This window comes from Nocardia sp. NPDC003963 (assembly GCF_053605105.1).
This window is the reverse complement of sequence record NZ_JBSGIP010000001.1, coordinates 385,833-412,233: the sequence shown is the minus strand read 5'-3', so window position 1 is coordinate 412,233 and position 26,401 is coordinate 385,833. Positions and strand designations below refer to the sequence as shown.

Sequence of the window (26,401 nt, the reverse complement as noted above, 5' to 3'; positions counted from 1 at the left end):
GTAGCGCTGCGCACCGACGGCGGACCCGGCCTCGCCCCGCGCCCTATCCGGCTCCGGGCAGGAACCGGTCGTCCGACACGGTCGCGTAGTCGGGAAGCTGTGTCCCGGCGTCGATCGAGCCCTGGGTCTTGCCCCAGTTACCGAGTTCGGTGAGTTTCGGAGCGAGATCGGACGTCGGCCGCAGCGCGAAATCGAACTGGGGCAGTACGCCGCGGAGCAGTTCCGGATCCAGCTGGGTCGCCGTGGCCACCGCGCCCACTGCGGCCTCGGACAGATTTTCCAGATCGGTACCCGCCTCGGCGAGCGCGGCGAAGAAAGCCGTGAGAGCAGGGGCCTTCGCCTCGATCGCGGTCCGGGTCGCCAGATAGAGACTGTGCTGGCTGTAGTCGCCACCGGGCAGTTCGACAGCATCGGCGCCCAGCGCTTCGATCACCTGTGCCTGATAGGGCTGGAAGATCGAGACGGCATCCACATTGCGCGCGGTGGCGGCGGTGACCGTCGCCGACGGGGAGACCTGCACCAGGTTCGCCGATATCGCCCGCTGCGCCAGCGCATCCGCCACGAAGTAGGCGGCGCTGGTGCCCAGCGGGGTGCCGATCGATTTACCGGCCAGATCCTCGATACCGTCGATACCCGCACTGCGCCGGGCGACGATCCGCGACCCCTCCCAGCGCGCGCCGTCACCGACCACCCGCAGGGACGGGGATCGGGTCAGTACCGACGAAGTCGGCACATCGGCGGCCGTGGCGATATCGACCTGTCCCGCGGCGACCGCCTGCAATGCCTCGATACCGGAGGGGAAATTCACGACCTGGACCCGCACGCCGTGCTTGTCGAAGTACCCGCTGTCCGCGGCGACCGGGATCTGGGCCCAGGAGGGGTCGACGACGAATCCGACGGTGAGCGTATCGGCGTCGGCGCCGGAGTCGCCGCACGCGACGACGGACAGCGACAGCGCGACGGCCGTGAGGGAGGCGGCCAGCAGGCGCCCGAGACGGTTCTTCACGATGGTGTGGCTTTCTGCTTCGGTGGTGATTCGACTTCAGTGCTGATTCGACGACGTGACCGGGTCGATACCCAGTTCGTGGTGCAGTGATCGCCGAATTTCGCTGTATCCCGGCTGATCGGCGAGGGTGTCCGCCGGTCGCGGCCGGGTGAGCGGATTGGTGATCGCTTCGGCGATCCGGCCGTCGCGCAGGACACTGACGGTATCGGCCAGCCGGATCGCCTCGTCGATATCGTGGGTGACGAAGACGACGGTGCGGTGCAGCCGGGTCCACAGGTCGATGAGGAGGTCCTGCATCTTCAGCCGGGTCAGCGCGTCGAGTGCGGCGAACGGCTCGTCCATCAACATGACGGTGGGCTCGCCCGCGAGCATCCGCGCGATACTGACCCGCTGCCGCATTCCCCCGGACAGCTCACTCGGCCGGAGGCGGCCCACCTCCGGTGCGAGTTCGACGAGCTCGAGCAGTTCGGGAATGCGGGTCCGGCGCCGGCGGACCGGCACCGCGCTCGCCCGCAGCGCGAATTCGATATTGTCGGCGACGCTCATCCAGGGGAACAGAACGTCGCGCTGGAAGGCCATCCCGCGGTGCGGATCCGGCGAGTCGACGATCTCGCCGCGGTCGGTGACCGTCCCCGAGGTGGGGGCGATCAAACCGGCGAGGCAGTGCAGCAGGGTGGACTTCCCACTGCCCGAGGCACCGACGAGAACGGAGAAGGAGCCGTCCGGGATGGTCAGGTCTATCCGGTCCAGCGTGGGCGCCGGCCGGCCGGGGAAGTGCACCACCAGGTCGTGGGTTTCGATCGTCATATCAGTGCTCCTCGGCCGCCCAGCGGGTCACCGGTGCCGTGAGGGCGGCGATCACGAGATCGGACAGGGCCCCGATGATTCCCAGGATGATGAGGCAGGCGATGAGCCGATCCGCCTGGGAGAACAATTGCGCCTGGTAGATGCGGTAGCCGATACCCGCTGTCGTGCCGGTCATCTCGGCGACCACGATGAGTACGAACGCCATGGCCGCCCCCACCCGGAGTCCGGAGACGATATCGGGGGTCGCTTCGGGGAGCACGATCCTGGTCAGGATCTGGCCCCGGCCGGCACCGAGACAGCGCGCGGCCCGCAGATAGTCGGCGGGTGTACTCGCCAGTCCCGCGTGACTGTTGATCCAGACGGGGACGAAAACACCGAGCGCTATGACCAGAGTCTTACTGCTCTCGCCCAGGCCGAACCAGAGGATCGCCAGGGGCACCAGGCCGATGGTCGGAATGGGTGACAGCAGCCGCAGTACCGGTTGCAGCAGGCCGCGGCCCACCGTGGTGGTCGCGGTGAGCACGGCGGCCACGATTCCGGCGGCCGAGCCGAGAACGAATCCGGCCGCGGCGCGCCGCAGACTCGCGGCGATATCCGGGGCCAGCAGACCGTCGGTCCAGAGTGTGCTCGCGGCGCGCAGGATCTCGGGGATGCTCGGAAACAGTTCGCGCGGGAACAGACCGCCCGCCACGACCAGACTCCATACGATCGCGGCCGTTCCGAGACCGGCGACGGCCCACCCGAGCGATCCGAGGTGAGTGACGGCGGCGGGAACGCCGAGCGTGCGCCCGGCCGGCCGGGTGCCCTCCCTCGGTGCGGGCCCCGCGACTTTTCCCGCGGCCGCCTGGCGCAGACCGGTGGTCATCTCGGCGCGCCTGTGCCGCCGGGGACACCGACAGCGCGTGCCGGAGTGTGCGCGGTACCGGCCGGCACCCAGTCGAAGGGCACCCACTGCGCGCGGTAGACCAGCGGGGTGCGGGTGAGCCGGTCGACCCCGGGCACCCGCGGCGCCCGCACCTCGGGCTCCCCCGCGACACCGAACCCCTCGTACGGACTGTGGTATTCCCACACCACGTCACCGTCGGTGGTCACCTGGAAAAGCCGGCCCTGCATACCCTCGGTGACCAGGGTGTTACCACCCGGCAGCCGCTGGGCGTTGCTGACGAAGGAGCTGAAGAACGTCCAGGACGGCAGGCCGGAATCCTCGGCGGTGTACTGCCAGACGATCTGCTCGGTCTGTGGATCGACCTCGAGCACCCGCGAACCCGCGTAGATACCCAGCGCGGCAGGCGGATATCCCGCGCCGCCCTGATTGTCGAAGATCAGGATATTGCCGGCGCCCGGCAGGCCTTCGGCGATCATATGCGGATTGTGCTGGCCGGAGATCTGATCCAGGGCCCGCGGCACCTTGTGGACATTGATCCGTTGATGCTGGGCACCGGAGCGTTCACCGAAGTACGGACCGAGTTTCCAGATCACCGACCCGGATGTCTTCTCGATCAGGGCGACGATATTGGCTTTCCGGAAGCTGACCAGGATGTTGTCCGGTTGGAATACGGTGCCCGGATCCGCGGCGTGCCAGCGGTTCGGGCCGAGCGATTTCGCGCTGTTCATCTCGAGGTAGCCCCACGGATCCTCGGGGTCGCGGGCCGCCGTGTCCCGCAGCGCGTTCCAGCCCTGTTCGGAGAACCCGAGTTCGCGCAGATGGTCACCGGCGAGCCACTGCCAGACGATCTCGCCCTGGTCGTCCACTTCCACCAGGCCCTGGTCGCCGACTGTCGAATCGCCGAGATCGGGCACCACTCGCGGCATCGTGACGAGCAGCAGCCGGTGTCCGTTCGGCAGCAGTTCCCAGTCGTGGTTCTGGCGTGCCGCACCGCCGGGTGCCTGTGTTCCCCACTCCCAGAGGCGGTCACCGGCCCAGCTGAGCTGGCCGACCGTCCCGTTGGCGTAGATCCCGCCCCGGGCGTCACCGCTGTCGGCGAGCTGAACCCCGATATCGCCGACTCGTCCCCCGTTGAGCGCCGGGTCGAGCAGACGTGGCGGAACACCGGCGAACGGCCATTCGCGCACGGCCGTGCCGGTGAGATCGATGAGCCGGGTGACCGAATCGGCACCGGTGAAGAGTACGTAGCCGTCGCGGGCGTTCTCGGGGTCGCAGTAGGTCACGCCCGTCGGTCGTATGTATGCCATATCGTCCAGTTCACCTATCGCTCATTACGTCCGAGTGTCCTGCTCGTGACTGTTCTAATCGTTTAGCGTAGGGGTGCTCGCAACATGCGCACAGTGTAAGAATCGGAGCGAGCCAAATCCTCCGGCACATGTGTGCACGGCGACGAGACTGGACCGATCGTGAGCGCCGAACGCCCTACCCTGACCGATGTCGCCGCGCGCGCCGGTACCTCCACAGCCGTGGTCAGCTATGTGATGAACGACGGTCCCCGCCCGGTATCGGACCGGCTCCGGGCCCGTGTTCTCGCCGCCGCCGACGAACTCGGCTACCGGCCCGATCGCCATGCCCGGGCACTGCGCCGGCCGCGGCGATGGCGGCAGATCGGACTACTGGTGCCGGATATGACGATGCCGCTCTACGGCGCGTTCGCCGGCCGGATCGAAATCGAAGCACGAGCACGCGACCATCTCACGATGATGGGCAATACCGGTTTCGACCCGGAGCGCGAACTCGAATTCGCCGAGGCGTTCACCGATGTCGGAATCGACGGCCTCATCGTCGTCGGCGCGGTCGATGCCCCGGAGACCGGCAAGATCTGCGCCCGGGCCCGTATCCCGGTGGTGTGGGTGCACAATACGCGCGGCCATATCGAGGCGCCGATCGTCGGCGGCGACCATATCGGCGCCGGTCGCCTCGCCGCCGGCCATCTCGTCGAATCGCACGGCTGCGAGAAGTTCGTCTTCGTCGGCGGTTTCACCGCGCACGACGTACGCCACGGCGACCGCGAAACGGTCGCGCAGCGATACCGGGGCTTCGCCGCCGCTGTGGGCGACCGCGGCGAAGCCGTCCACACCGATCTGACAGCCGGCGGAGCGTACGCCGCCGTCGGCGCCTATCTGCGGCGATCCCCGGAGCCGCCACACGGGATGGTGATCGGGACCAGCGGTCAAGCCGCCGCCGCGATGCGCGCGGTCACCGACGCGGGCCTGCGCATACCGGAAGACGTGCGGGTCGTCGGATTCGACGCCGATACCACCAACGCCTTCGGCCAGATCACGCTCACCTCCGTACAGCAACCGATCGATACCATTACGCGCACTGCGCTCGCCCGGCTGCTCGATCCGTCGAACGGCGATACCGCGGCCGGTCGACCGGTGCCGATGGCGGTGACCCTCGGCATCGGCGAATCCTGCGGATGCGAACAGCCGGGATATATCCGCGACCACTGACCGGGCCGCCGGAACCGGCGCATATCGGTGAACAACTGCCGCAGGTCGTCTCGGATCGGCACGGCCGGAGAATCCGGCGAAGTCGGTCTGGATTGCGTCCGGTTTCGTTGCTACGCTTTTGCTGCCGAAGAGGTCGGGGCATTGCCACTCGAAGGCACGAAATCAATTGGTACCGGACGTCTTTCGCCACTCCCGCTGTTCTGCGACCTGATATTCATCGATCAGCGCTGTGCGCGGAGGACGACCTCGACAACAAGGCCACGGAGTCCCACTCGAGATCGCTCCGCTGGTACAGGAGTTTCCACATGAATCTGGACGACGCACTACGCGAGGGAATGAGCGTGGACGGGGCTATCGGGATAGCGCTCGTCGACGCGGGAAGCGGAATGTTGCTGGCGAAGCAGGGCGGCAGTTCGGTTTTCGACCTCGAGGTCGCCGGTGCGGTGAACACCGAAGTCCTGCGCGCGAAGCTGCGCGCGATCGAGGCTCTGCAATTGAACGACTCCGTCCAGGACATCCTCGTCTCCCTCGAAGCCCAGTACCACATCATCATGCCGCTGGCGCGCAATGCCGACGAGCAACTCTTCCTCTACCTGGCGCTGGACCGATCGCGCGCCAACCTCGCCCTCGCCCGCCATCAGCTCCGTCGCGTCGAACAAGCGATCAGACTATGAGCGGCGGCACCGGACGCCAGGAGGTGCTGCTCAGCGATCCTGCCGTGGTGGGTGATCTGCTGCAACGCGCCTGCGACGAAATCGACGGGGTCGAACATGCCATCATGACCAGTCGCGACGGGCTGCTCATTGCCGCGAACAAGGAATCGAGCGGTCACGACAGCGCCGATACCATCGCCGTCCGCGCCTCGGCGATGGCCGCCGCGGGCGCGGGAATCGGTGACCATTTCACACACCTGGTATCCCACGGCCGGTTGCAGGGTTCCATATTCGAGGCGGAACACGGCTGCGTGGGTGTCTTCCCGATCAGCACCACCTTGCTGCTCATCGTGACCAGCCGGCCATCGGTCAACATGGGCCGGTTCAGCGTCGCGGCCAAGAGGACACTGCAGTTGCTGCAATCCCCCGACCCCTGACGATCGACCGGCCCGCGCGCCCCCCTCTTCCCCCGGACAGCCCGGCGGAGCCGAGGGGATCGGGGCCGTCCGGCTGTGACCACGTGTTCGGCACGACACCGGACCCGGCGGGTAACCGCCGGTCCGGTGCGGGTCACGGCCCGGGTTCGCCCGCGGCGGGTTCGGCCCGCAACGCGGCCGAGATGAGCCGGGCATAGCGGCGCCAGACGGCGGGATCCCGGATATCGAGCTCGATCAGCGCGCGCGCCGCGCCGGAAACCAGGACCTGGACATCCATTCCACCGGCATCCGGGCGCAAACTGCCCTGTGCCCGACCCAGGGCGAGAATCCGCTCCAGTTGCCGCTCGAGGTGTTCGTCGCCGAGTCCTTCTACGCCACTGAGGACTTCGATCATCAGCCGGTCCTCGGCCAGGCGGCTGGCGACCTGTTCCAGCAGCGCCTCGAGCGCGTGATAGGCATCGGCCCGCGCATCTTCGACAGCAGTGGCGGCGAGCTGATGGAACCAATCGATATGCATCCGCGCCAGCGCTTTGACCAGGTCCGATTTGGTCGGGTAGCTGCGGTAGACCGTGGCCTTGCCGACACCGGCGCGGGCCGCGACCTGCGGGATCGTAGCGCCGATACCGTGTTCGGTGAACACCTCGATCGCCGCGGCCAACACTCTTTCGTGGTTCTCCCGTGCGTCGGCCCGCCGCCCCGCCCAGTCCTCGGAGTCGGTACGCGTCGTATCCGGCTTCGCTGCCGCCATGCCGGTCATGGTGCCGTATTCGCCGTTCCGGTGCAGAACCGCACGGTCTGCGACACATGTCTCATTTCGGGTCCCGGGTGAGTTGCTCCACATCTGCCTTCCTGAAGTGGACCCTCCAGTCCGCTTGCTCCTACCCTGAAGCATAACCGGACCGCAGGGTCCACTAGTCGCTCGGAGGGTACTCGCATGGCGTGGCAGTTGTTCCGGCTCGGCCGATGGTCGTTCACCCACCGCAGGGTGGTGGCGGCGATCTGGGTGGCGCTGCTGGCCGTGCTGGCGGTGGGGGCGGCCACGTTGTCCGGGAAGACGAGTGACAAGTTCGAGCTGTCCGGTATCGAATCCACGCAGGCGTTCGATCTGATCGAGGAACGCAGCCCGCAGGCCGCCCCCGACGGCGCGACAGCACGGATGGTGTTCGAGGCGCCCGCCGGCCGGTCACTCACCGAACCCTCCTACAACGCGGCGGTCGCCGCGGCGCTGCGCGAACTCACGACCGAGAACGTGCAGTCGGCGAGCGACCCCTTCACCGGCGGCACCGTCTCCGAGGACGGCCGGGTCGGCTACACCTCCGTGAGCTACACGAAAACAGCGACCGAACTCGCCGAATCCGACCGCTCCGCACTCGAGAACGCCGCGCACACCGCCGAGGAGGCCGGACTGAACGTCGCCATCGGCGGCGATGCGATGAGCGAGGTGGAGATGCCCCTCGCCGAGGTGGTCGGTATCGCCGTCGCGCTGGTGGTCCTGGCGATCACCTTCGGCTCGCTGGTGGCCGCCGGGATGCCGTTGCTGACCGCGCTCATCGGCGTCGGAATCGGCATGCTGGCCATCACCACACTCACCGGGTTCGTCGAACTCAGCTCGGTGACCCCGGCACTGGGAACCATGCTCGGACTGGCGGTCGGTATCGACTACGCGCTGTTCATCATGTCCCGGTACCAGAGCGAGGTCCGCGCGGGCCGCTCGCTCGAAGAGGCGGCCGGACGCGCGGTCGGCACCGCCGGATCCGCGGTGGTCTTCGCTGGTTTGACCGTGATCATCGCCCTGGTCGGCCTGGCGGTGTGCAATATCGGCTTCCTCACCCAGATGGGTCTCGGCGGCGCGTTCACCGTGGCTGTCGCGGTACTCATCTCGCTCACCCTGCTCCCGGCCATCCTCGGCTTCGCCGGCGACAAGGTCATGAGGGGACGCCCGCGCTATATGACCCGCGCGACCGGCGACGCGGAGTTCCGCACCCACGGACGTCGCTGGGTGGAGGTCATTTCCCGGCGCAAATGGGGTGCGCTGGCGGGCGGTATCGCCCTCGCCGCTGTGGCCGCGATCCCGATGGCGTCCATGCAACTCGCCCTGCCCGACGATTCCAGCAAACCCGCCGGTAGCGACGCCCGCACCGCCTACGACCTGATCACCGACAACTTCGGACCCGGCGCGAACGGCCCACTGGTCGTGGTCGTCGATACCGCGAACGCACCCGATCCCGCCGGAGCGGTCCGCACGGCCACCGAGCAGCTGCAGGCACTGGCCGGGCGGGCCGGTTCGGATATCGCCGCTGTCGTCCCGGCGGTCACCAGCCCGGCCCCGCAGGCCCAGCAGGCCTTCGCGCAGCAGCTCGAGATGGTCCGGTTCGCCACCGTCACGGTGATCCCCGGTTCCGGCCCTTCGGATCAGGCCACCAAGGATCTCGTCGCCGAGATCCGCGCCACGGTCGCCGATCTGCCCGCCGAGACCGGCGCCCGTGCTCTGGTCACCGGCCAGACCGCGGTCGGTGTCGATATCGCCGACAAACTGTCCGAGGTGTTCCCGATCTATCTCGCGGTAGTGGTGGGCCTGGCGATCTTCCTGCTGATCGCGGTGTTCCGTTCGGTGTGGGTGCCGATCAAAGCGGCGCTCGGATTCCTGCTCTCGGTCGGGGTCTCACTCGGCGCCACGGTGGCGGTCTTCCAATGGGGCTGGCTGAACCAGCTCGTCGGGGTGGATTCGACCAGCCCGGTGCTGTTCATCCTGCCGATCCTGCTGACCGGCATCCTGTTCGGTCTGGCGATGGACTATGAGGTCTTCCTCGTCAGCCGGATGCGCGAAGCCTACGTACACGGCGCCTCCGCCCGACGTGCCGTGCTCGACGGGTTCGCCCACAGTGCCCGCGTGGTGGTCGCCGCCGCGATCATCATGATCGGTGTCTTCGCCGGCTTCGCGCTCACCGACGATGTCATCCTGAAAACCATCGGCTTCGCCCTCGCGGTCGGTGTGCTGGCCGACGCCTTCCTGGTGCGCATGCTCATCGTCCCCGCGTTCATGCTGATCGTGGGCGAGCGGATCTGGTGGATGCCCACCTGGCTCGCGCCGCTGGTACCGACCTTCGATATCGAAGGCGAGGCACTCACCGACCGCCTGGACCGCCCCGAAAAGGACAGTGACCAGGACCGGGTCCTGACCGCGGGATGAGATCCGGGGTAGCGGGCCGTGGTCCGCTACCCCACCTCGGGCCGGATCGACGATCACGCCGAGTGCACGCGGTCCGGCCCGCAACCCTGGACGCCCGATGCCCCGGCATCCGCCGCCGGCGCCTCGCCTATCGGCGCACCCGCACCGCACCTGCGCGCCGGCAACACCCGCGGACCGGCAGACCGCATCGAATATCCAGGCCGGACGCCGCTTCCGCGGGGCCGCCGGACAGCCGGACGGAGCGCGCTCACACCAGGCGGTATGCCCGGCTCCCCGCCCCGCGGGCGAACGAAGTGTTCAACGCCTCGACCGCCGCGACCAGCGGGGCGAGTTCCGGATCGGCGGCCGCCTGCCCCAGCGCACCGGACAATGCCGTGTCGTGGGTGGGCCGGGCCTCGGACAGCAGGTGCATGCCCGCGGGCGTGACATCGGTGTAGATCCCCCGGCGGTCGTCCGGGCACAGGTACCGCTCCAGCAGACCGCGATCTTCCAGCCGGGTGACGAGGCGAGTGGTGGCGCTCTGACTCAGCACGACCGCATCGGCGACCTGGTTCATCCGCAGATGCCCGCCCGGCCCGTCGTGCTGACGACTGAGCACCACTAGTAGCGAATATTCCCGCACGCTCAGCTGGTGACCGGTTTGCAGGGCACGTTCGATATGCGCCTCGATCCGGGCGTGCAGTAGGGACAGGGCATACCAGCCGTCGGCCAAACCGGTCAGCGCGGGATCCGCGGTCATGGTCTTCCTTCTGTCGGGGACGCATCCCCAGGATAGACGACCTCCACAATAGCCCGCGTTTGCAACTAACCGCGCATGCACTTATTGTGTGCGCTGGTAATAATCATGCGCAATCTCTCGCGGAGGCACAGCTCATGCCGCTCGCCCTACTCGCCCTCACGCTCGGGGCTTTCGGGATAGGCACCACCGAATTCGTCGTCGTGGGCCTGCTCCCCGATATCGCCGGCAGCTACGGCGTATCGATTCCCACCGCCGGGTTCCTGGTCACCGGCTACGCCTTGGGTGTGGTCGCCGGTGCGCCGCTGATGACCGGCCTCGGCACCCGGATCGCGCGCAAACACATGCTGCTCGCCATGCTGTTGCTACTGGTCGTGGGCAATCTGCTCTCCGCGGTCGCACCGACCTTCCCGGTCATGGTGACCGGGCGGATCATCGCCTCGCTCGCCCACGGGGCCTTCTTCGGTATCGGCGCGGTGGTCGCCGGTACGCTCGTCGCCCCGGAGCGCCGGGCCGGCGCCATCGCGACCATGTTCACCGGACTGACCGTCGCGACCATGCTCGGCGTACCGCTGGGCACCCTCCTCGGCCAGCAATTCGGCTGGCGGCTCACCTTCCTGTTCGTCTCGCTGATCGGCCTCATCGGCCTGATCGGTATCGCCGCGCTGGTGCCCGGGCAGCCCGCACCACGCCATGCCCGGCTGCGCACCGAACTCGCCGTCTTCCGCAACCCGCAGGTCCTGCTGGCCATGGCCATGACGATCCTCGGTTTCGGTGGGGTCTTCGCCGCCATCACCTACCTGGCGCCGATGATGACCGAGGTCACCGGCTATGCCGAGTCCTCGGTCACCTGGCTGCTGGTGCTGTTCGGCCTGGGCTTCTTCATAGGCAATCTGCTCGGCGGCAGGTTCGCCGACCGGCATCTGATGCCGATGCTCTACGTCTCGCTCGGTGGGCTCGCCGTCGCGCTCGCGCTCTTCACGATCACCGCCCACAACAAGATCGCCGCCGCGATCACGGTGGTGCTGATCGGCGCGCTCGGCTTCGCGACCGTACCGCCGCTGCAGAAGCGCGTTCTCGATCACGCCGCCGGTGCGCCCACGCTGGCCTCGGCCGTCAATATCGGCGCCTTCAACCTCGGCAACGCCATCGCGGCCTGGCTCGGCGGCCTGGTGATCGCGGCGGGCCTGGGGTACACCGCGCCGAACTGGGTGGGTGTGGCGCTGGTGGTCGCGGCCATCGGCCTGGCGGTGATATCGGATCTGCTGGAGCGCCGCGCGCGGCGAGTGGACGCCCCGGAGGGCGCATTGCTCGGGGTCTGAGGGGGGCCGAGCCGAGGCCACCCCGCCCGAAACAGGTATGCACCGGGTCGTTCGACCGTGGTCCGGGAGCCCGGGGCCGAGCACGCTGGAGAAACCCGACGGCACGAGTACGCGAAGGTCTCCATGTACCCATTCGATCCCGACACCACCGGCAACAGCGGTGAGGCGCGCACCCGGCCTCCCGACGACATATTGATGATCCACCGGTGCGCACGGTGCGGCAAACTGTTCTCACCGCTGACCATCGACTGCTCGTCCTGTGCGTCCGACAGCCTGGAGGAGGTGCCGTCCAGCGGCGCCGGCTCGGTCCTCTCCTGGCGGGTGGTGGATCGATCCGTGATCGGGGGGCGCGGCGAGACGATGCCGTTGACGGTCGCCGTCGTCGAACTGGACGAAGGTCCGTGGGTCTACACCTCGATCGAGGGCACGATCCCGTTGCTCCCGGACGGCCCGGTCCGCGTGCACTACGTACCGCGGCCCCGGGACGACAGATTTCCGGTTTTCGCGGTCACCGATACCGGCGCCCCCGGCAGCGGTATCGGCGACCGGCCGGAAGGCGACCGTGCGCGCATCTGAACAGCCGGAGGCGGACACGCCCCCGGCGACTTCGTGGGTCCGTACCGCCTTACAACAGTGCGCGGTCCTGGAGACCGCGAGGTCGCTGGCCCCGGGAACGAAGCCACTGCTCGTCTTCGCGATCCGCTGGGCCCCCTTCGGTGGCGCCACCGCCGAGGAAGTGTTCCTCACTTTCGGGGTCACCCGCCGGAAGTTCCTGCAGATGACGGTCGAGGCATTGGACTCGCGCGCGTTCGACGATCCGCGAATGGGCCGGCTGAAAAAGCAGCTCTCGTTGACACTGACCCGGGCCTGGCGGGCGGACCCGACGGGCGCGCCCTTGGAGAACAGCGTGCCACCCCGCTGAGCGAGGCCCACCCGACGCTCCAGGTGCTCATGGGCGCGGAGGCCGGATGCCGACCGGTCCGCCGGCCGGCGCCGACTCCGGCTCCGCGGCTGTCGAAGGCGCGGCGGGCGGATTCGATCTCGTCGTTGTGGTGACCGGCCCAGCGGGCGAGGGCCCGATGCGCAGCCCGTCCGGGCGAAGCCGGGCCTGCCTACCGGCCGCCTTCCCGGTCCCGGCGGGCACGGGCTCCGCGCCGGCGCAGTTGCATCCGGCCCAGCCACTCGTACAGCGCGTCGTACCCGGCGATGCCGAGTGCGATCACACTCAGCAGACCGATGATCACCGTGGCCGGTATCGCGCCCAGCATCCGGCACAGCACCGCCACGACCACGAGTCCGGCCCCGATCCCGAGACTCCACTTACCGATACCGCTCATCACTCCACCAACTCTCCGGGCCGGGACACAAAGCCCGCCACATCGCTTCCTGGGATGTACACATCACCGATATCCGCTCGCCCAGGTACCGAGCGCGACATATCGAACAGGCAGGCGGGGGCACCACCATCCGGCATCACCGCGCCCCGCGGCAAGACCTCGTCCGCGCCGGCGGCGAAGTCCGCCCCTGCCGGTACGACCGTGTGTTGCCGACGATCGCCGACTCCGCTCACTCGGTCTCCAGGGGTACGCCGTGCTCGCCGAGCCAGCCGACGATCTCGTCGAGAACCTGCCGCACCGCGACCGGCCGCAATGCGGCGGGCATCATGAACAGGTAGCGCTGGAAGGTGGCTCCCTGTGCGTTCACGGCCGAGGGGTCGGCACCGGCGCGTAGCAGGTCGAGGACGATGCCGTATTCGTCCAGTTCCGCCGCGATGTGCAGGGGCGTCTCACCGGTGTGATCGGCGATATCCGGGTTCGCGGCACCGGCCAGCAGCGCTCGCGTATTCGCACCCCGCTGGTTGAGTACCGCATCGAGCAACGGCGTACGGCCGGTCTGCGGATTGATCACATCGGGGTCCACCGGCCCGGCCGATATCGCTGTCAGGCACGCGGAGTCATCGGATACCGCCGCATAGTGCAATGGAGTGTCACCCCCGTCATCGGGCCGTAGCGGGTCGGCGCCCGCCTCGAGCAGAATCGCGCACGCGCCGGCTGCTCGATTCGACACCGCCCAGTGCAGCAGCGTCACCCCCTCGGCACCGGCCGCGTTCGGCGCGGTGCCGCTCGCGAGCAGCCGGGCCAGGCGCGCGTCCTCGCCGGCCGCTATCGCCGCGGCGGCGTCCCGACCGGCCGTTCCGTCGAACGGTGTTGCCATGGCGGGGTTGGTCCCTTCTGTGTCGGATGCTGTCAAGTCCCGGGCGAATTCGACCACGGTCGTGTCTCGTCGAGTGCCCGCTGCACCCCGCCCATCTCGTGCAGCACGATAGCGCGGGTGACCGGCGCGCCCCGATGCTCCTGTGGCGACAGCGGGTCCGGCAGGTCGATGCGCGTACCGAGGGCCGGCCGCATCAGTGCGAGCCCACCCGCGGTGCCCGCCGCGGCGGTGGCACCGCCCATCGCCGCGCCGACGTAACCGCCCACGAGGCGCCCGGTTTCCCGGCCCGCCACCCGACCGGCGGTTTCGGCGATCGCGCTACCGAGCGCACCACCGATCGACGACCCGACGACGCCGCCGGCCAGTCCACCGACCACCGACCGCTGCACACGGTGCACATCCTGCAGCGCGGTCAGCGGGTCACCGGCGACCACGTAGTTGCGTATATTCCCGTCCTCGGCGTATGCCCGGGCCGCCGCGGGCTCGATACCCAGCCCGGCGATCGTCCGATCCGATAATCCCGCCGCGTTGAAAGTCACCGCCGGAGAGCCGGATTTGAGAGCCGCGGTGGCCGCCAGCCCGCCCCCGAGCGAATGCCCGGTGATCACCAGACCGTCGCCGAACGCGCCGCGAGCGAGTTTGCCGAGGCGCCCGGCCAGCACATATTGGCGTGCCGGTAGTCCCACACCCTGAGCCAGATTGGTACGCCAGCTACGCACGCTGGTGCGATTGCTTCCCGCGAACGCCAGCACATGCCGCCCCGCCTCGTCCCGATACACGGCGCTGGTCAGTCCGCTCCGGCGATCGTTCAGGGCGTCGGCCGGGATTCCGGCCTTCTCCAGTTCGGCCCGGTCGAGACGGACGAATCCATCGAGCCGGTAGCTGGGGCGGCCGGCGTAGTAGATGTCGTCGGCCAGCATCGCCAGGGTTCGATCACGCGACAGCGCGGTTCGCGAGCGCATGCTGCCGGCGAAGGTGCCCCCGGCCGAGCGGGAACCGATCCGTCCATCCGGATCTCCGTGCCGCCGGATCGGACCCGCAGGTCCGGTATGCGGTATCCGGTGTGGGTCGGCCTTTCTCAATTCGCGAATCCCACGATCGGTCGTCACGACCACCGCGTGGGCACGCTTCGACAGATCCGCACTCGCCTGCCGCGCCGCGGCGAGTATCCGGCCGCTGAGGTGAACGAACCGATTCGCCGGAGGTGTCACCGCCGCGACACTGTTCGCACCGTCGATCGATACCGGTGCACAGTGGGCGCGCCCGCGGCTTTCCCGGGTCGCGTCACCTCGGCGCGGCCTCCCGGGGCGATGCGCGGACCGGACGCGAACGAACTGTGGATCGCGCCGGGAGTCCCCCGCGCACCACTGTGGTCCATCCGTTCATCTCCCGGTATCGATCTCGCGCCACCTCGGGCGTTGCGAATACGGCTGCGCCCCATCCTCCGGACGGAGAACACCTCGCATACTTTCACGAGCGGCGGCGTACCGCGCCGCCACAGGGAAGTGGCCGGCGGAGAAATGTACCGCCGGGCCAGAATGCGAACCACCGGTAGTGCATTCTGCACAAAGTCGATCCGGCATGCTCGCGCGCTACCCGCGGACCCCCCGAATTCCCGGATGTGTGATGTCGCCTGCGGGTACCTCCCGGGTCCACGGCATCGGCCATCCCATCCCACACGGCCGCACCGGTTCGATATTGTGCACATTGCACAAGGAGACCGCCCGATTATGGCGCTTTGACCTATTCCCCGGCTTCAATCGGGTGGCTAACCTCTTTACGCACCGACTACGGAAGCTGAAGAGGGTTTGTCCGCAACAGTTGAATCTGTCGTATCCTGCCGCAGCGGCACCGAACCGAACAGCCGGCACCGCCGGCGCAAGAAAAGGGCTCAGAGATCGGTGCCCGGTCCGTCCCGGCGACGCGGGGTGCCCCTCGTGCCGAGATCGGCGGCACCTACGTTCTCCCGTGCGGTAGCGGGCCCGGCGCGATGACCGCTTCCGCCCGCCCCCCGCAGCACCCCCCGAATCGGTTGCCGGAGGCGACGCCGAACCGGGTCTCCGCCCTCGTGGTGGAGATCGGCGCGGGATTACGCGCGCGAGAATCGGAGATAGCCGCGGGCATGACCCGGCGCATACTCCACGAGATCGATTACACCCGTGACGAACCGCAACTCTCGGACCTGCGCACCGCCAGCATCCACGCCAATATCACCACCATGATCGAGGTGTTCGCGAACGATATCCCGGTCGCTCACCTACAACCGCCGATGGCCGCGGTGGAGTACGCGCGGCGGATGGCGCAGCGCGAGATTCCGTCCAACTACCTCGTACGCGCCTATCACATGGGACAGAACACCATGATGCGCATCTGCTACGACGAGGTCGCGCGACGGAACCTGCCGACGGAGTCGGGACTGGCCGTACTGCAACGGCTCACCGAGCACGTCTACGCCTACACCGATTGGATCATCGAGTACGTCTGCAAAACCTATGAGACCGAACGTATGCGGTGGATGAATGCCCGCGGCAACGTTCACTCGTCCACAGTGCACACACTGCTTTCCGCGCGAACACGCGATCCGGCGGGATTCGAGACCGAGACGGGATACCGGCTCGACCGGACACATCTGGCGGTGATCCTGTGGTCCACCGGTAGCGACGAGGTCGGCACGCTGGCCCTGCTGGATTCCGGCACCCGCGCGATCGCGCACACCCTGCAGGCCGACGGCCCGCCGCTGGCGACCGCCATCGACCGGCGCACGATGTGGGTGTGGTTCCCGTTCGGCAGGGGGTCGGCGATCGACGCGGCCGAGTTACGGACCGCGGCGGGCCTGCCCGCAGGGGTACGGCTGGCCGTCGGGCTACCCGGCCCGGGACTCGGCGGCTTCCGCCGGTCGCATCAGCAGGCCACCGCCGCGTACTTCGTCGCCACGTTGCCGGGGACACCGTCGTTCGCCCAACCGGCGATCGGATTCGGCGACCCCGGGGTGGCGGTGGTGTCACTACTGGCCAAGGATCTGGACTCGACCCGGCAATGGGTGCGCGAGGTACTCGGACCGCTCGCCGACGATACCGATCAGGCGGCAACGCTCCGCGATACGCTGGGCACGTTCTACGAGACCGGCGAGAGCCATGTGCAGACCGCGCAACAGATGACGCTGCATCGCAACACCGTCAAATACCGCATCACCAAGGCGGTCGAAGCCACCCGAGGTAACGGGACGGGACACGAGAAGCTCGATATCGCACTGGCTCTTCGTATCTGCCGCTTCCTCGGACGGAGTGTGCTCCGGCCGCCCTCCTGAACAGCAGCCGGCGATATGACCGCCGGGGTCCGGCACCACGGGATCGCGGCCCCGGCGGGTTCCTGTCATCCACCGAGAGCGTTGTGCGACAGGAACAATGACGCCCCGGAGAATGTGCAATGCGAACAAACTTTCACAAAATGCACGTCCTCCGATTGTTCACAGCAGCGTGTGTCGGTAGGGTTCTCCAGTCGATCTCTCCATATCGCACCGCCTCCGAGAATTCGAAACCAGAAGTGCGAAAACAGGGTGTTCCGATATTCGATGACGCCTTGGTGACGTTCTCGTGTCCACTGTTTCCGCGATATGACGCACTGTGCGCCGAGCACGGGGACGACTTCCCACGAACGGCGAATGTACTGGCCGAAGTGGTGATTACAGTGCTGATACGGGCGTCGGCGTCATCGTGATCCCGACGACCGTCCGTCATCGGGAACGGTAATTCCCGACCGTCCACGAGCGAGGGGAACACCGGTAATTAATCGGCCCGTCCGGGTCGTCGGATGGCCGGCGTCCGCATGTTCAGAAGACGGAGTCGGCGGAATATTCAACTGTTTTTCTGGTCGAGGAGATGGGTGTGGAATCAGAATTCGCCACGATCTCGGGATCGGTGGCGATACCACGATCCGGGGAATTCGCCGCCGACGGCAGCATCGGCGCCGGGCGATGCACGGTAGCGCCCGGTCTCCGCAGCGGACTCCGGCATTCGGCCGCGACACCCCCCGCCGGGCGGGAACGAGCGTGACGGAACAGTTGTCGACAGCGGAACGCCCGGTCGTCCGGATCCTCGCGGGGGTGGCCGGTCGCAGCCTCGCGCTGATGGTGGGTATGGCCATCGGGGCGGTGGACGCCTTGACCGCTCGGCGCGCCGAGTACACCTCCCGACCGGCTCCGGCCCTGCAACCGGTCGTCGTGGGGGTCAGCGGTGGCGCGCTCGCCGCCACCGCGCTGGCGATGGGCATGACACGCGATCGGGCACGGCGGATCGCCATCGCCCACCCCGAGCACGAAGTCCTGGGCACCAGAAGCTTCCACGGCCTCATCACCCGGCGCACCCTCTACCCACAGGCGCGAATTCGTGAACTCGCCCATGCGTTCGCCGGTGACCGCACCTTCGCCGACTTCGCCCTCGAGTCGTCGGCAGAGCACGACCGGGCGGCGGCATCGTCGCTGCTCATCCCCGTCTACGCGGCCGGCCACGGCACCCTGCTGCTACCGCGTGATCTGCCGAAACTGGGCCTGGACGATCTACCCGTCGCGGACGCGATCGTCGCCGCCACCCGGATACCAGGCGCCCTGCCCGCGGCCGCCGGGCTCGACCACGTATTCGACGGCGGCTGCCAATTCCGGGTCCCGCACGAACTCTTCTCGCCCCACCCCGCCCTGATCCTGGACCTGTACGGGCCGCAACCATACGACAGCCGGGGCGGGCTGATGTTCCCGCTGCTGCACCCGTCACTGCCCGCGATCGCGCATCGCCCGCGCCCCTACCAGGACCACACCCTGCGCGAGAAGACCATCTTCGCGGGCCAGCGTTACGGCGCGGCGCTGGAATCACCCACCCGGACGTCCGACGAACTGTTCGACACCGGATACGACATCGCGACGACGTGGATTCGGACCCGCACCGAGGAACAACTGCTCGGTGTCGTCGATGCGCATGTACTGGGGATACCGGACACGAACCCCGCGGCCGGGGAGTACGCCCGCTGAACGGTACCGGAGAATCCGCACCACCCGCCCACGAATGAATCTTCGCTGTTCAGAGGAAGGTATCGCCGAGGCTATCCGTGATCGCTACCTCGGATCCCGCTCAGGACAGTGTGTTCTCCACTCGGCGGTGCACCGGAACCGGTTCCGCGAGTTCGCTGGGGAACACGAAGCGCCGATAGGCCCAGAACCGGAAGCCCATCGCCAGCAGCACGCCGATGATCTGCCCGCTGACGAAGTTCGCCGCCGCCTGGGTCGCCGGGGCGACATCCGGTACCCGGATACCCAGCAGATACAGGGAAATCGCCTGGGGCACGAGGGTGACACCGATCCCGAGTGCGCTGATACCGAAGAAGAGAGCGGCCTCGTGCCGGCGCTGACGCCCGCCCCGGGTGCGGAACGACCACTCACGGCTGAGGATATAGGACACGATCGTCGCGAACAGCACGCCGATCGCGCGGGCGGTCAGCGGTTTATCGCTCAGCACCGTGAATTTCAGCGCGTACACGATTCCGGTATCGATGAACCACGTGATCGCGCCGACGACTGCGAATTTGAGCAGTTCGCGGTGCTGGATGAGCCGCGAACGATACGGCTCGGGGATCCGGTACAGCGCGGAGTGGACTACGGACACCCGGACCACTATAGGTGCGGCGTCCCGCGCAGTGACGTGTGCTGCGATATCCATCGCGTATTCGCCGCGGGAACAGGGGGCCGAGCGGCCGCCACGAATTGCCCTCAGCCGCAGCGACCGCTGTCGATGAGATCCGCGGCCTGTTCCCGCATCTCCACCTTGCGCACTTTCCCGGTGACGGTCATCGGGAACTCCTCGACCACGTGCACATACCGTGGAATCTTGTAGTGCGCCAGCTTTCCGGTACAGAACTCGCGCACCGCAGCGGCGTCGAGATGTGGAGCGCCCTCGCGCATCCGGACCCACGCCATCAATTCCTCGCCGTACCGCTCGTCGGGTACTCCGATGACCTGGGCATCGAGAATATCGGGGTGGGTGTAGAGGAATTCCTCGATCTCCCTGGGATAGATGTTCTCGCCGCCGCGGATCACCATATCCTTGATCCGCCCGGTGACCGCGACATAACCTTCCGCGTCCATGACGCCGAGATCACCGGTGTGCATCCAGCGGGCCGCGTCCACGACCTCCGCGGTGCGCGCCGGATCCTCCCAGTAACCGAGCATGACCGAGTACCCGCGGGTGCACACCTCACCGGGCACCCCACGCGGCAGGGTACGGCCGGTATCCGGGTCGACGATCTTGATCTCCAGATGTGGGCCGACTCGCCCGACCGTCGCGGTGCGCGCGACGATGCTGTCGTCGGCCCTGGTCTGTATCGAAACGGGAGACGTCTCGGTCATGCCGTAGCAGATCGTCACCCCGCTCATACCCATTCGTTCGATGACCTGTTTCATCACCTCGACCGGGCAGGGCGATCCGGCCATGATCCCGGTCCGCAGGGTGGACAGCCGATAATCGCCGAATCCGGGTTCGGCGAGCTCGGCGATGAACATCGTGGGCACGCCGTACAGGGAGGTGCACCGCTCGGCTTCCACCGCGGCGAGGGTGGCCACGGGGTCGAATGCGGGGCTCGGGATCACCATCGCCGCACCGTGACTCGTACACGCCAGGTTGCCCATCACCATGCCGAAGCAGTGATAGAAGGGGACTGGGATACAGACCCGGTCCCGATCGGTGTATCCGCAGATCTCGCCGACGAAGAACCCGTTGTTGAGAATATTGTGATGGCTCAGCGTCGCACCTTTCGGAAACCCGGTGGTGCCGGAGGTGTACTGGATATTTATCGGATCGTCCGCGGACAGTCCGGCCCGCGCCGCGGCGAGGCCGGCGGGGTCGGCCGCGCGCCCGGCGGCGAGCAGGGCGTGCCACTCCGCGCTGTCGAGGAGAACGACACGCTCCAGGGCCGGACACTGCGTACGGACCGATTCCAGCAGGCCGGCGTAATCGGAGGTCTTGAACGATCGGGCGGCGACGATCATCCGGATACCGGCCTGTCGCAGTACGTACTCCAGCTCGTGCGCGCGGTAGGCGGGATTGATATTGACCAGGATCGCCCCGATCTTCGCCGTCGCGTACTGGACGAACACCCATTCGGGACAATTCGGCGCCCAGATCCCGATCCGGTCGCCACGGCCGAAACCGGCCGCGAGCAGCCCCGCGGCGAGGGCATCGATCTCGGTGGCCAGGGCCCGATAGCTCCAGCGCCGGCCGCTCGACACATCGACCAGTGCGTCGTTGCCGGGAAACGCGGCGACGGTGCGGTCGAGGTTCTCGCCGATGGTATCGCCGAGCAGCGGGGTACTCCACGCACCCGAGGCGTAGGCGGGTTGCTCCGTAGTCATAACGGCATAGTGATCCACATCACCATTCCGGTCTACCCCCGAACAGGGGTGGTTCCTTCCCTCCCCGGTCCGCGCCGTCCGTCCTCCCGCCCGCGGCGCCCTGCGCTACGAGCACCGTCGCCTCGCCCCGGCCGACCGTCCCGACCTGTCCGTGGTCAGTCATCTGTCTACCGGTGGCCGACAGCAGCGCCGCCGAGGCCGGCCGGCGACACCGGTGGCCGACGCGAGAACCCGGATGCGCCGTGCCGGACCGAGGCCCCGGCGCCCTCCGGGACGGTCTGTCGCCCGGTCAGCCGGCCGACAGTGAACCGAGAATCGGGAGGAATCCCCAGTCCATGATGCGTCCGGCATCGGCCGTCGCGGCGGCCAGATCGTCGGGTGAGCTGTTGAGGACCACGCCGATCAGCCGCTGACCGCCCCGGGAGGCTTCGAACAGCAGGCAGGTCCCGGCAGCGTCCGTGGAGCCGGTCTTGATTCCGGTGGTGCCCGCGTACTCGCGGAGCAGTCCGTTCGTGGTCTCCCAGAGGTGGTCCCGGTTCGCCGGACCGGCCGGCTGGTGATAGGTCCGCGATCCGGCGATCTCCCGGAAGACCGGGTGGTTCATGGCGTGCCGGCCGAGCCGCACCAGTTCCGCGGGTGTGGAGTAAGTGGAGAAATCGTCGGGGGCGGGAAGTCCGCTGGGGTCGCTGAAATGAGTGTTCGGCATGCCGAGCCGTTGCGCGGTGGCGTTCATCTTCGCGAGGAATCCGTCTTGGCCGGGGCCGTAGGATTCGGCGAGCGCGTAGGCCGCATCGCAGCCCGAGGGAAGCATCATCGCGTACAGCAACTGGCGCGCCGTGAGCACTTCGCCGGGAACCAGGCCGGCGGTGCTCCCCCCGTAGGCCGCGGCATAGTCGACGGCCGCCCGCGGCACCGTGACCGGGCGGTCGATATCGCCCGATTCGAGTACGACCAGCGCCGTCATGACCTTGGTGATACTCGCGATCGGGAGGCGGGTATCCGGCTGCCGGGACCACACGATCATCCCGGTGTTGGCCTCCGCCAGCGCCGCCGCCGGCGCCCGCACTCCGTCCGGCTGGAGAGCCAGCGGAAAGGGGAGTTGAGCAGCCGAGCTGCCCGGGAGCGGGGCAGCCGCGGCGGTGGGAGCGAATACGACGAGCATTCCGGCGACAGCCGCCAGCACTACACGGGCATAGGATCGCATCGCCATATTGTGTCGGCCGACCTGGTCGAACAGTGGGATTTCCGGCCCCGCGGCCCATCGTGCCCTGCCCGCGTGGGGACCGCGCGCATCCGGGTCCGGGCCACCGGCCTCGGCACCGATCCGGTGCGAGCCGACCGACCCGGTGTCGCGCGATCGGACGCATCCCTATCGCGCGTACAACTCCGCTTCGTGTCGCAGGACCGCCTCCCGGGCTCTTCCGGGCCCCAGTGCCCCGTGCGGAAGAAATTCACCGCCCGTATCCGGGCAGAGGCGTTTCGCCCATTCGTAGGCGTACAGGGCCCGGCGCAGCCAGTGCGACGGGCTGTCGCCGAACGAACTGTTGGGATACGGATCGTCCATGACGAGTGCTTCCATCGCCGCATCGAATCCGGCCGGGTCCACGGTGATCTCTCGGTCGTTCATCGCCATCCTTCTCGGTTGAGGGGCCACGAAGTGGTCGTACGGGTACGAGCGCACCCGTACGACCGGCCACGACACGATCGCGATCCGCGAACCGGTGCCCGCGGCCGTCGGCCGTTCCCACCGGAATCGCGGACGCGGCCGACACATCGGAACCTCGAAGCCGTCCGGGGTGTGCGGACGTCCCAGTCAGCTTGCCGGGAACATACGCGGAAAACACCGGTGGAATGACCCGATGGCATACCTGTTTCTCCCGTGCGGGCCGGCCCGCACGGGATGTCGCCGCAGCGCCGGGAGCGGACGGTCCGGTATCGGCCCGGACGCCCGCTGCGCGGCGGACGGCTCCCGGTTGCCGACGGCCCGTGGTGTGGACCCGGGCCGAGTTACCGGGGAAAGCCGCCACCTGTACGTGGTGACCCCGGCGGAGCCGTCAGGCGTCCTGCCTGATCTCCGCGAAGCTCGCCCACTGGACCTCGGCGATATCGTTCGCCTCGTCGTTGTAGGTCGTATCGATCCACTCGATGATCTCGTCCTCCACTTTCCGCAGCACGGACTCCGGTACATCGACCGGGGAGGTCACCTCGAGGGAGAAATAGGCGCGATCGCCGGGGGACTGCCCGGGGTGCTCCTCGGCCCAGGCCAGGCGCATCCGGTGATCGCCTTCGGCCTTCGGCGCCAGTTCTGTTCTCGCCTCGGCGAACTCGGGAGATTTCGCCAGTTCGCCGACCGCCGCCGCGCGGACGGATTCGGCTTGTGCGGGTGTGCAGTACAGCTGGACAACCAGATAGCTACTCACGCTACCGGCCACATCCTCTCGGTTGATCGCATGACGTAGCCGCCCGTGGCCACCCGCGACAGCTGTCGCTCGTTCCGCAGAACCGGTCCACCAACGGCCACGGCAGCATAGCCCGGCACCGGTAGCGGGGTTCACCACAGCCCACAGCCCACTACGCCGGCCACACATACAGATCGGATGCGGGCCAACAGCTTCCGGATATACGGCCGGGTCGGAGCCGGTGGGTCCCCGGACTCGACGCGGTTCACGAGCGGATCCGATCGACCGTCCCGGGGATGTGGCGGGATCGCCGGACAGCCGACCGCCCGCCCGGCGCGTTCCACGCTGGGCGCTCAGTTGCGGCTGATCTCGACCATGTAGAAATCCGCTTTCGCCGCACCGCAGTCCGGGCACGACCAATCGTCGGGAATATCGTCCCATCGGGTACCGGGCGCGATACCGTCCTCGGGCCAGCCCAGCGCTTCGTCGTATTCGAAACCGCATTGCGCGCACTGGAAAAGCTTGTAATCGGTGGTCATCTCAGTGTCCTTTCGTCGCCGTGACCGGTTCGAAGTCGAGTTTTTCGCGGACCCCGCAGTCCGGACAGCACCAGTCGTCGGGAATCGCCGACCACGCGGTACCGGCGGGGAAACCCTCCCGCGGGGCCCCGGTGGTCTCGTCGTAGCGGTAGTCGCAGACCGGGCAGAGATAGACAGCCATCAGCTCGCGACCCCGTATCGGGCCAGCACCCGCGCGCGCTTGCCGGGTTGGATGTTCACCCGCGTGATATCACCGCGGTAGTGGGCCAGCACACGGTGGTCCATCACCCGGCGCCACAGGGGCGGAAAGTAGGCCAGGCTGATCATGCTCGCGTACCCGCCGGGCAGTTCGGGCGCACCGTCCATACTGCGCAATGTCTGGTACCGCCGGGTCGGGTTGGCGTGGTGATCGCTGTGCCGCTGCAGGTGGTACAGGAAGATATTGGTGACGATATGATCGGAATTCCAGCTGTGTTCCGGAGTGCAGCGTTCGTACCGCCCCGATTCGGTACGCCGGCGCAGCAGGCCGTAGTGCTCCAGATAGTTCACCGTTTCCAGCAGCGAGAATCCGTACACCGCCTGGATCAGCAGGAACGGCAGTACCCCCGCACCGAAGACGACTGCCAGCGCGCTCCACAACAGCACCGTCATCGCCCAGGCGTTGAGCACATCGTTGCGCAGTGTCCACGGCCCCGAGTCCATCCGCCCCAGCCGGGTTCGTTCCAGCGCCCAGGCCGAACGGAGGCTGCCGAAGACGCTGCGCGGCAGGAAACTCCAGAAGGATTCCGCGAACCGGGCGCTGGCCGGATCCTCCGGCGTGGCGACCCGCACATGGTGGCCGCGGTTGTGCTCGATGTAGAAATGCCCGTAGCCGGTCTGGGCCAGGGTGACCTTCGACAGCCACCGCTCCAGATCGTCCTTCTTGTGGCCGAGTTCATGGGCGGTGTTGATACCGACGCCACCCATGACACCGACGCTCAGCGCGACGCCGATCTTCGACCAGATTCCGAGCCCGCCCGAGATCCCCAGCCAGGACAGATCGGTCGCGGTCCACAGATAGGCGGCGAATACCAGACTGATCAGCTGGCACGGGATGAAAGCGTAGACGCAGTAGCGGTAGTACCGGTCGCGTTCCAGCGCCCCCATCACCTCCTCGGGCGGATTCTGCCCGTCCGGGCCGAAGAATCGGTCCAGGATCGGCAGCAGCACGTAGACGAGCAACGGCCCGATCCACCACCAGACCGGCGCCACCCGGTGCCAGCCGACCAGGTGGCAGCTCCATACCAGCGCCGCGGCCAGGCCGAGCGAGGTCGGCGCCACCAGTCCGAACAACCACAGGTATCGCTTACGGTCGCGCCACTGCGGCGCCACCTCGTCACGTGAACCCATTTCGGACGTCGTCATCGCGCCCTCCTCGTCTTTCCGGTACGACGGCCACCGCGGGCGGTCGCATCGGCCGGTATCCGGGCATCCACCCCGACCACGGCCGTTTACACTTTTTCTATATCTGTATTCATTACAGACATTTTCTTATCAGTTGTCAACAACAGAGCACATACATCCGTACTGTATTGTGGTTCCCGTGGCTGATGCGCCGAACTTCCAGAACGAGATGCGCCTGCTCCTCCGCGAGCGCGTGATCGATACCGCACGCCGGCTGGTCTGCACCGAGGGCTGGGGTGCGGTCAACATGTCACGGGTGGCCAAGGAAGTCGGGGTGAGCCGTCCCGTGCTCTACAAGGAGATCGGGACCAAACAGGATTTGGCCGAGGCCGTCATCGCGAGCGAACTGGAGACCTTTCTCGTCGGCGTCACCGAAACCGTTACCGCCGAGCCCGGCGACCTGCTCGCCGGTATCACCGCCGCCGCCGAGTACACCCTGCGCACCGCGGCCGACAACACCCTGCTCAAAGCCGTACTGGCGGGCCGCTCCGGCGCCGACACCACCCTGCTGCCCACCTTGATGACCGAACCCGAACCGGTTCTGGGCCGCGCCACGGCCGCGTTCACCGCCATTCTGCGCGCCCGGTACGGCCTCGACTCGTTCAACGAGGCGGAGATCGACATTCGGGTCGAAGCGGTGGTCCGCCTCGCACTGAGCCATCTGTTCCAGCCGGCCGGGAGCATCGACCGCGCGGTCGCCCAGATATCCCTCGTCGCCGCGCCCCTTTTCCGCCACGAACCGTAAGTGGCCCCGTCCAGCGGCGACCCCGGAGGCACAGTCACCGGGGATCGACCGTTTCCGCATGGGCCCGGAGACGCGAACTCCTGACGCTGCGCCGTATCGCAGTCCATTCGGTTTC

General features: G+C 67.7%; 27 protein-coding genes. 10 read left to right on the top strand and 17 right to left on the bottom strand.

What is annotated here, in order from left to right; genetic code table 11:
- Window positions 1–43: 43 nt before the first annotated feature.
- Genes ACWEWT_RS01920 through ACWEWT_RS01905 form a run of 4 tightly spaced genes read right to left on the bottom strand, consistent with a single transcriptional unit; the run spans window position 44 to window position 4,006 of the window.
- On the bottom strand, window positions 44–1,006 hold the full coding sequence (locus tag ACWEWT_RS01920) for an ABC transporter substrate-binding protein (RefSeq protein ID WP_452555188.1): 963 nt from the start codon (window positions 1,004–1,006) through the stop codon (window positions 44–46).
- Between the two features lie 36 nt (window positions 1,007–1,042).
- Window positions 1,043–1,813 (bottom strand): ABC transporter ATP-binding protein, encoded by a 771-nt coding sequence (locus tag ACWEWT_RS01915; RefSeq protein ID WP_452555186.1) that lies wholly within the window; start codon window positions 1,811–1,813, stop codon window positions 1,043–1,045.
- A 1-nt stretch (window position 1,814) separates the two neighbouring features.
- Entirely contained in the window at window positions 1,815–2,678 is an 864-nt protein-coding gene (locus ACWEWT_RS01910) for an ABC transporter permease (protein ID WP_452555184.1), read from the bottom strand.
- On the bottom strand, window positions 2,675–4,006 hold the full coding sequence (locus ACWEWT_RS01905; RefSeq protein ID WP_452555182.1) for an aryl-sulfate sulfotransferase: 1,332 nt from the start codon (window positions 4,004–4,006) through the stop codon (window positions 2,675–2,677). The genes ACWEWT_RS01910 and ACWEWT_RS01905 overlap by 4 nt, the downstream gene beginning before the upstream one ends.
- A 159-nt stretch (window positions 4,007–4,165) precedes the next feature.
- Between ACWEWT_RS01905 and ACWEWT_RS01900 the strand changes: the two genes are divergently transcribed.
- From ACWEWT_RS01900 to ACWEWT_RS01890, 3 genes are all read left to right on the top strand, one after another.
- Complete coding sequence (locus tag ACWEWT_RS01900) at window positions 4,166–5,215, top strand: LacI family DNA-binding transcriptional regulator (protein ID WP_452555180.1); 1,050 nt, start codon at window positions 4,166–4,168, stop codon at window positions 5,213–5,215.
- Window positions 5,216–5,520: 305 nt separating this feature from the next.
- Window positions 5,521–5,889: a hypothetical protein gene (locus ACWEWT_RS01895; protein ID WP_452555178.1), complete on the top strand. Its 369-nt coding sequence runs from the start codon at window positions 5,521–5,523 to the stop codon at window positions 5,887–5,889.
- Window positions 5,886–6,305, top strand: coding sequence for a roadblock/LC7 domain-containing protein (locus ACWEWT_RS01890; protein WP_452555176.1), 420 nt, complete (start codon window positions 5,886–5,888; stop codon window positions 6,303–6,305). The genes ACWEWT_RS01895 and ACWEWT_RS01890 overlap by 4 nt, the downstream gene beginning before the upstream one ends.
- 133 nt (window positions 6,306–6,438) lie before the next feature.
- Here ACWEWT_RS01890 and ACWEWT_RS01885 read toward each other — a convergent pair whose 3' ends face one another.
- Window positions 6,439–7,053: a TetR/AcrR family transcriptional regulator gene (locus ACWEWT_RS01885; RefSeq protein ID WP_452555174.1), complete on the bottom strand. Its 615-nt coding sequence runs from the start codon at window positions 7,051–7,053 to the stop codon at window positions 6,439–6,441.
- Between the two features lie 186 nt (window positions 7,054–7,239).
- Here ACWEWT_RS01885 and ACWEWT_RS01880 point away from each other — a divergent pair, with 186 nt between their 5' ends.
- The gene (locus tag ACWEWT_RS01880; RefSeq protein ID WP_452555172.1) at window positions 7,240–9,495 is read left to right on the top strand and encodes an MMPL family transporter; all 2,256 of its coding nucleotides are present in this window, start codon (window positions 7,240–7,242) and stop codon (window positions 9,493–9,495) included.
- Between the two features lie 247 nt (window positions 9,496–9,742).
- Here the strand turns inward: ACWEWT_RS01880 and ACWEWT_RS01875 are convergent, their stop codons facing one another.
- Complete coding sequence (locus ACWEWT_RS01875) at window positions 9,743–10,234, bottom strand: MarR family winged helix-turn-helix transcriptional regulator (RefSeq protein ID WP_452555170.1); 492 nt, start codon at window positions 10,232–10,234, stop codon at window positions 9,743–9,745.
- Between the two features lie 134 nt (window positions 10,235–10,368).
- On the opposite strand from ACWEWT_RS01875, the gene ACWEWT_RS01870 reads away from it, so the two are divergent.
- The 3 genes from ACWEWT_RS01870 to ACWEWT_RS01860 all read left to right on the top strand — a co-directional run bounded on the left by ACWEWT_RS01870 (window position 10,369) and on the right by ACWEWT_RS01860 (window position 12,475).
- Window positions 10,369–11,553, top strand: a complete 1,185-nt coding sequence (locus tag ACWEWT_RS01870; protein ID WP_452555168.1) for an MFS transporter — start codon at window positions 10,369–10,371, stop codon at window positions 11,551–11,553.
- A gap of 123 nt (window positions 11,554–11,676) precedes the next feature.
- Window positions 11,677–12,129, top strand: a complete 453-nt coding sequence (locus tag ACWEWT_RS01865) for a Zn-ribbon domain-containing OB-fold protein (protein WP_452555166.1) — start codon at window positions 11,677–11,679, stop codon at window positions 12,127–12,129.
- Window positions 12,116–12,475 (top strand): hypothetical protein, encoded by a 360-nt coding sequence (locus ACWEWT_RS01860; protein WP_452555164.1) that lies wholly within the window; start codon window positions 12,116–12,118, stop codon window positions 12,473–12,475. The genes ACWEWT_RS01865 and ACWEWT_RS01860 overlap by 14 nt, the downstream gene beginning before the upstream one ends.
- A 190-nt stretch (window positions 12,476–12,665) precedes the next feature.
- Here the strand turns inward: ACWEWT_RS01860 and ACWEWT_RS01855 are convergent, their stop codons facing one another.
- From ACWEWT_RS01855 to ACWEWT_RS01845, 3 genes are all read right to left on the bottom strand, one after another.
- A complete protein-coding gene (locus ACWEWT_RS01855; RefSeq protein ID WP_452555163.1) occupies window positions 12,666–12,890 on the bottom strand; it encodes a hypothetical protein in 225 nt (74 codons plus the stop codon).
- A gap of 229 nt (window positions 12,891–13,119) precedes the next feature.
- Window positions 13,120–13,767: an ankyrin repeat domain-containing protein gene (locus ACWEWT_RS01850; RefSeq protein ID WP_452555161.1), complete on the bottom strand. Its 648-nt coding sequence runs from the start codon at window positions 13,765–13,767 to the stop codon at window positions 13,120–13,122.
- 32 nt (window positions 13,768–13,799) lie between these two features.
- Complete coding sequence (locus tag ACWEWT_RS01845) at window positions 13,800–14,729, bottom strand: hypothetical protein (protein ID WP_452555159.1); 930 nt, start codon at window positions 14,727–14,729, stop codon at window positions 13,800–13,802.
- A 1,028-nt stretch (window positions 14,730–15,757) separates the two neighbouring features.
- On the opposite strand from ACWEWT_RS01845, the gene ACWEWT_RS01840 reads away from it, so the two are divergent.
- Window positions 15,758–17,074 carry a PucR family transcriptional regulator gene (locus tag ACWEWT_RS01840; protein ID WP_452555157.1) on the top strand — a complete coding sequence of 439 codons (1,317 nt, stop codon included), beginning with the start codon at window positions 15,758–15,760 and terminating at the stop codon, window positions 17,072–17,074.
- Window positions 17,075–17,815: 741 nt separating this feature from the next.
- Window positions 17,816–18,787: a patatin-like phospholipase family protein gene (locus tag ACWEWT_RS01835; RefSeq protein WP_452555155.1), complete on the top strand. Its 972-nt coding sequence runs from the start codon at window positions 17,816–17,818 to the stop codon at window positions 18,785–18,787.
- Between the two features lie 100 nt (window positions 18,788–18,887).
- Here the strand turns inward: ACWEWT_RS01835 and ACWEWT_RS01830 are convergent, their stop codons facing one another.
- The 8 genes from ACWEWT_RS01830 to ACWEWT_RS01795 all read right to left on the bottom strand — a co-directional run bounded on the left by ACWEWT_RS01830 (window position 18,888) and on the right by ACWEWT_RS01795 (window position 25,502).
- On the bottom strand, window positions 18,888–19,418 hold the full coding sequence (locus tag ACWEWT_RS01830; RefSeq protein ID WP_452555153.1) for a GtrA family protein: 531 nt from the start codon (window positions 19,416–19,418) through the stop codon (window positions 18,888–18,890).
- 104 nt (window positions 19,419–19,522) lie between these two features.
- Window positions 19,523–21,160: an AMP-binding protein gene (locus tag ACWEWT_RS01825; RefSeq protein ID WP_452555151.1), complete on the bottom strand. Its 1,638-nt coding sequence runs from the start codon at window positions 21,158–21,160 to the stop codon at window positions 19,523–19,525.
- A 289-nt stretch (window positions 21,161–21,449) separates the two neighbouring features.
- A complete protein-coding gene (locus ACWEWT_RS01820) occupies window positions 21,450–22,364 on the bottom strand; it encodes a D-alanyl-D-alanine carboxypeptidase family protein (protein ID WP_452555149.1) in 915 nt (304 codons plus the stop codon).
- Between the two features lie 165 nt (window positions 22,365–22,529).
- Window positions 22,530–22,787 (bottom strand): hypothetical protein, encoded by a 258-nt coding sequence (locus ACWEWT_RS01815; RefSeq protein WP_452555147.1) that lies wholly within the window; start codon window positions 22,785–22,787, stop codon window positions 22,530–22,532.
- Window positions 22,788–23,214: 427 nt separating this feature from the next.
- On the bottom strand, window positions 23,215–23,580 hold the full coding sequence (locus ACWEWT_RS01810) for a hypothetical protein (protein WP_452555145.1): 366 nt from the start codon (window positions 23,578–23,580) through the stop codon (window positions 23,215–23,217).
- Between the two features lie 332 nt (window positions 23,581–23,912).
- On the bottom strand, window positions 23,913–24,098 hold the full coding sequence (locus ACWEWT_RS01805) for a rubredoxin (RefSeq protein ID WP_452555144.1): 186 nt from the start codon (window positions 24,096–24,098) through the stop codon (window positions 23,913–23,915).
- A gap of 1 nt (window position 24,099) precedes the next feature.
- Window positions 24,100–24,279, bottom strand: a complete 180-nt coding sequence (locus ACWEWT_RS01800; RefSeq protein ID WP_452555142.1) for a rubredoxin — start codon at window positions 24,277–24,279, stop codon at window positions 24,100–24,102.
- Entirely contained in the window at window positions 24,279–25,502 is a 1,224-nt protein-coding gene (locus ACWEWT_RS01795) for an alkane 1-monooxygenase (protein ID WP_452555140.1), read from the bottom strand. Before ACWEWT_RS01795 ends, ACWEWT_RS01800 begins: the two co-directional genes overlap by 1 nt.
- Window positions 25,503–25,680: 178 nt before the next feature.
- On the opposite strand from ACWEWT_RS01795, the gene ACWEWT_RS01790 reads away from it, so the two are divergent.
- Window positions 25,681–26,286, top strand: coding sequence for a TetR family transcriptional regulator (locus ACWEWT_RS01790; protein WP_452555138.1), 606 nt, complete (start codon window positions 25,681–25,683; stop codon window positions 26,284–26,286).
- The last annotated feature ends 115 nt before the right edge of the window (window positions 26,287–26,401 follow it).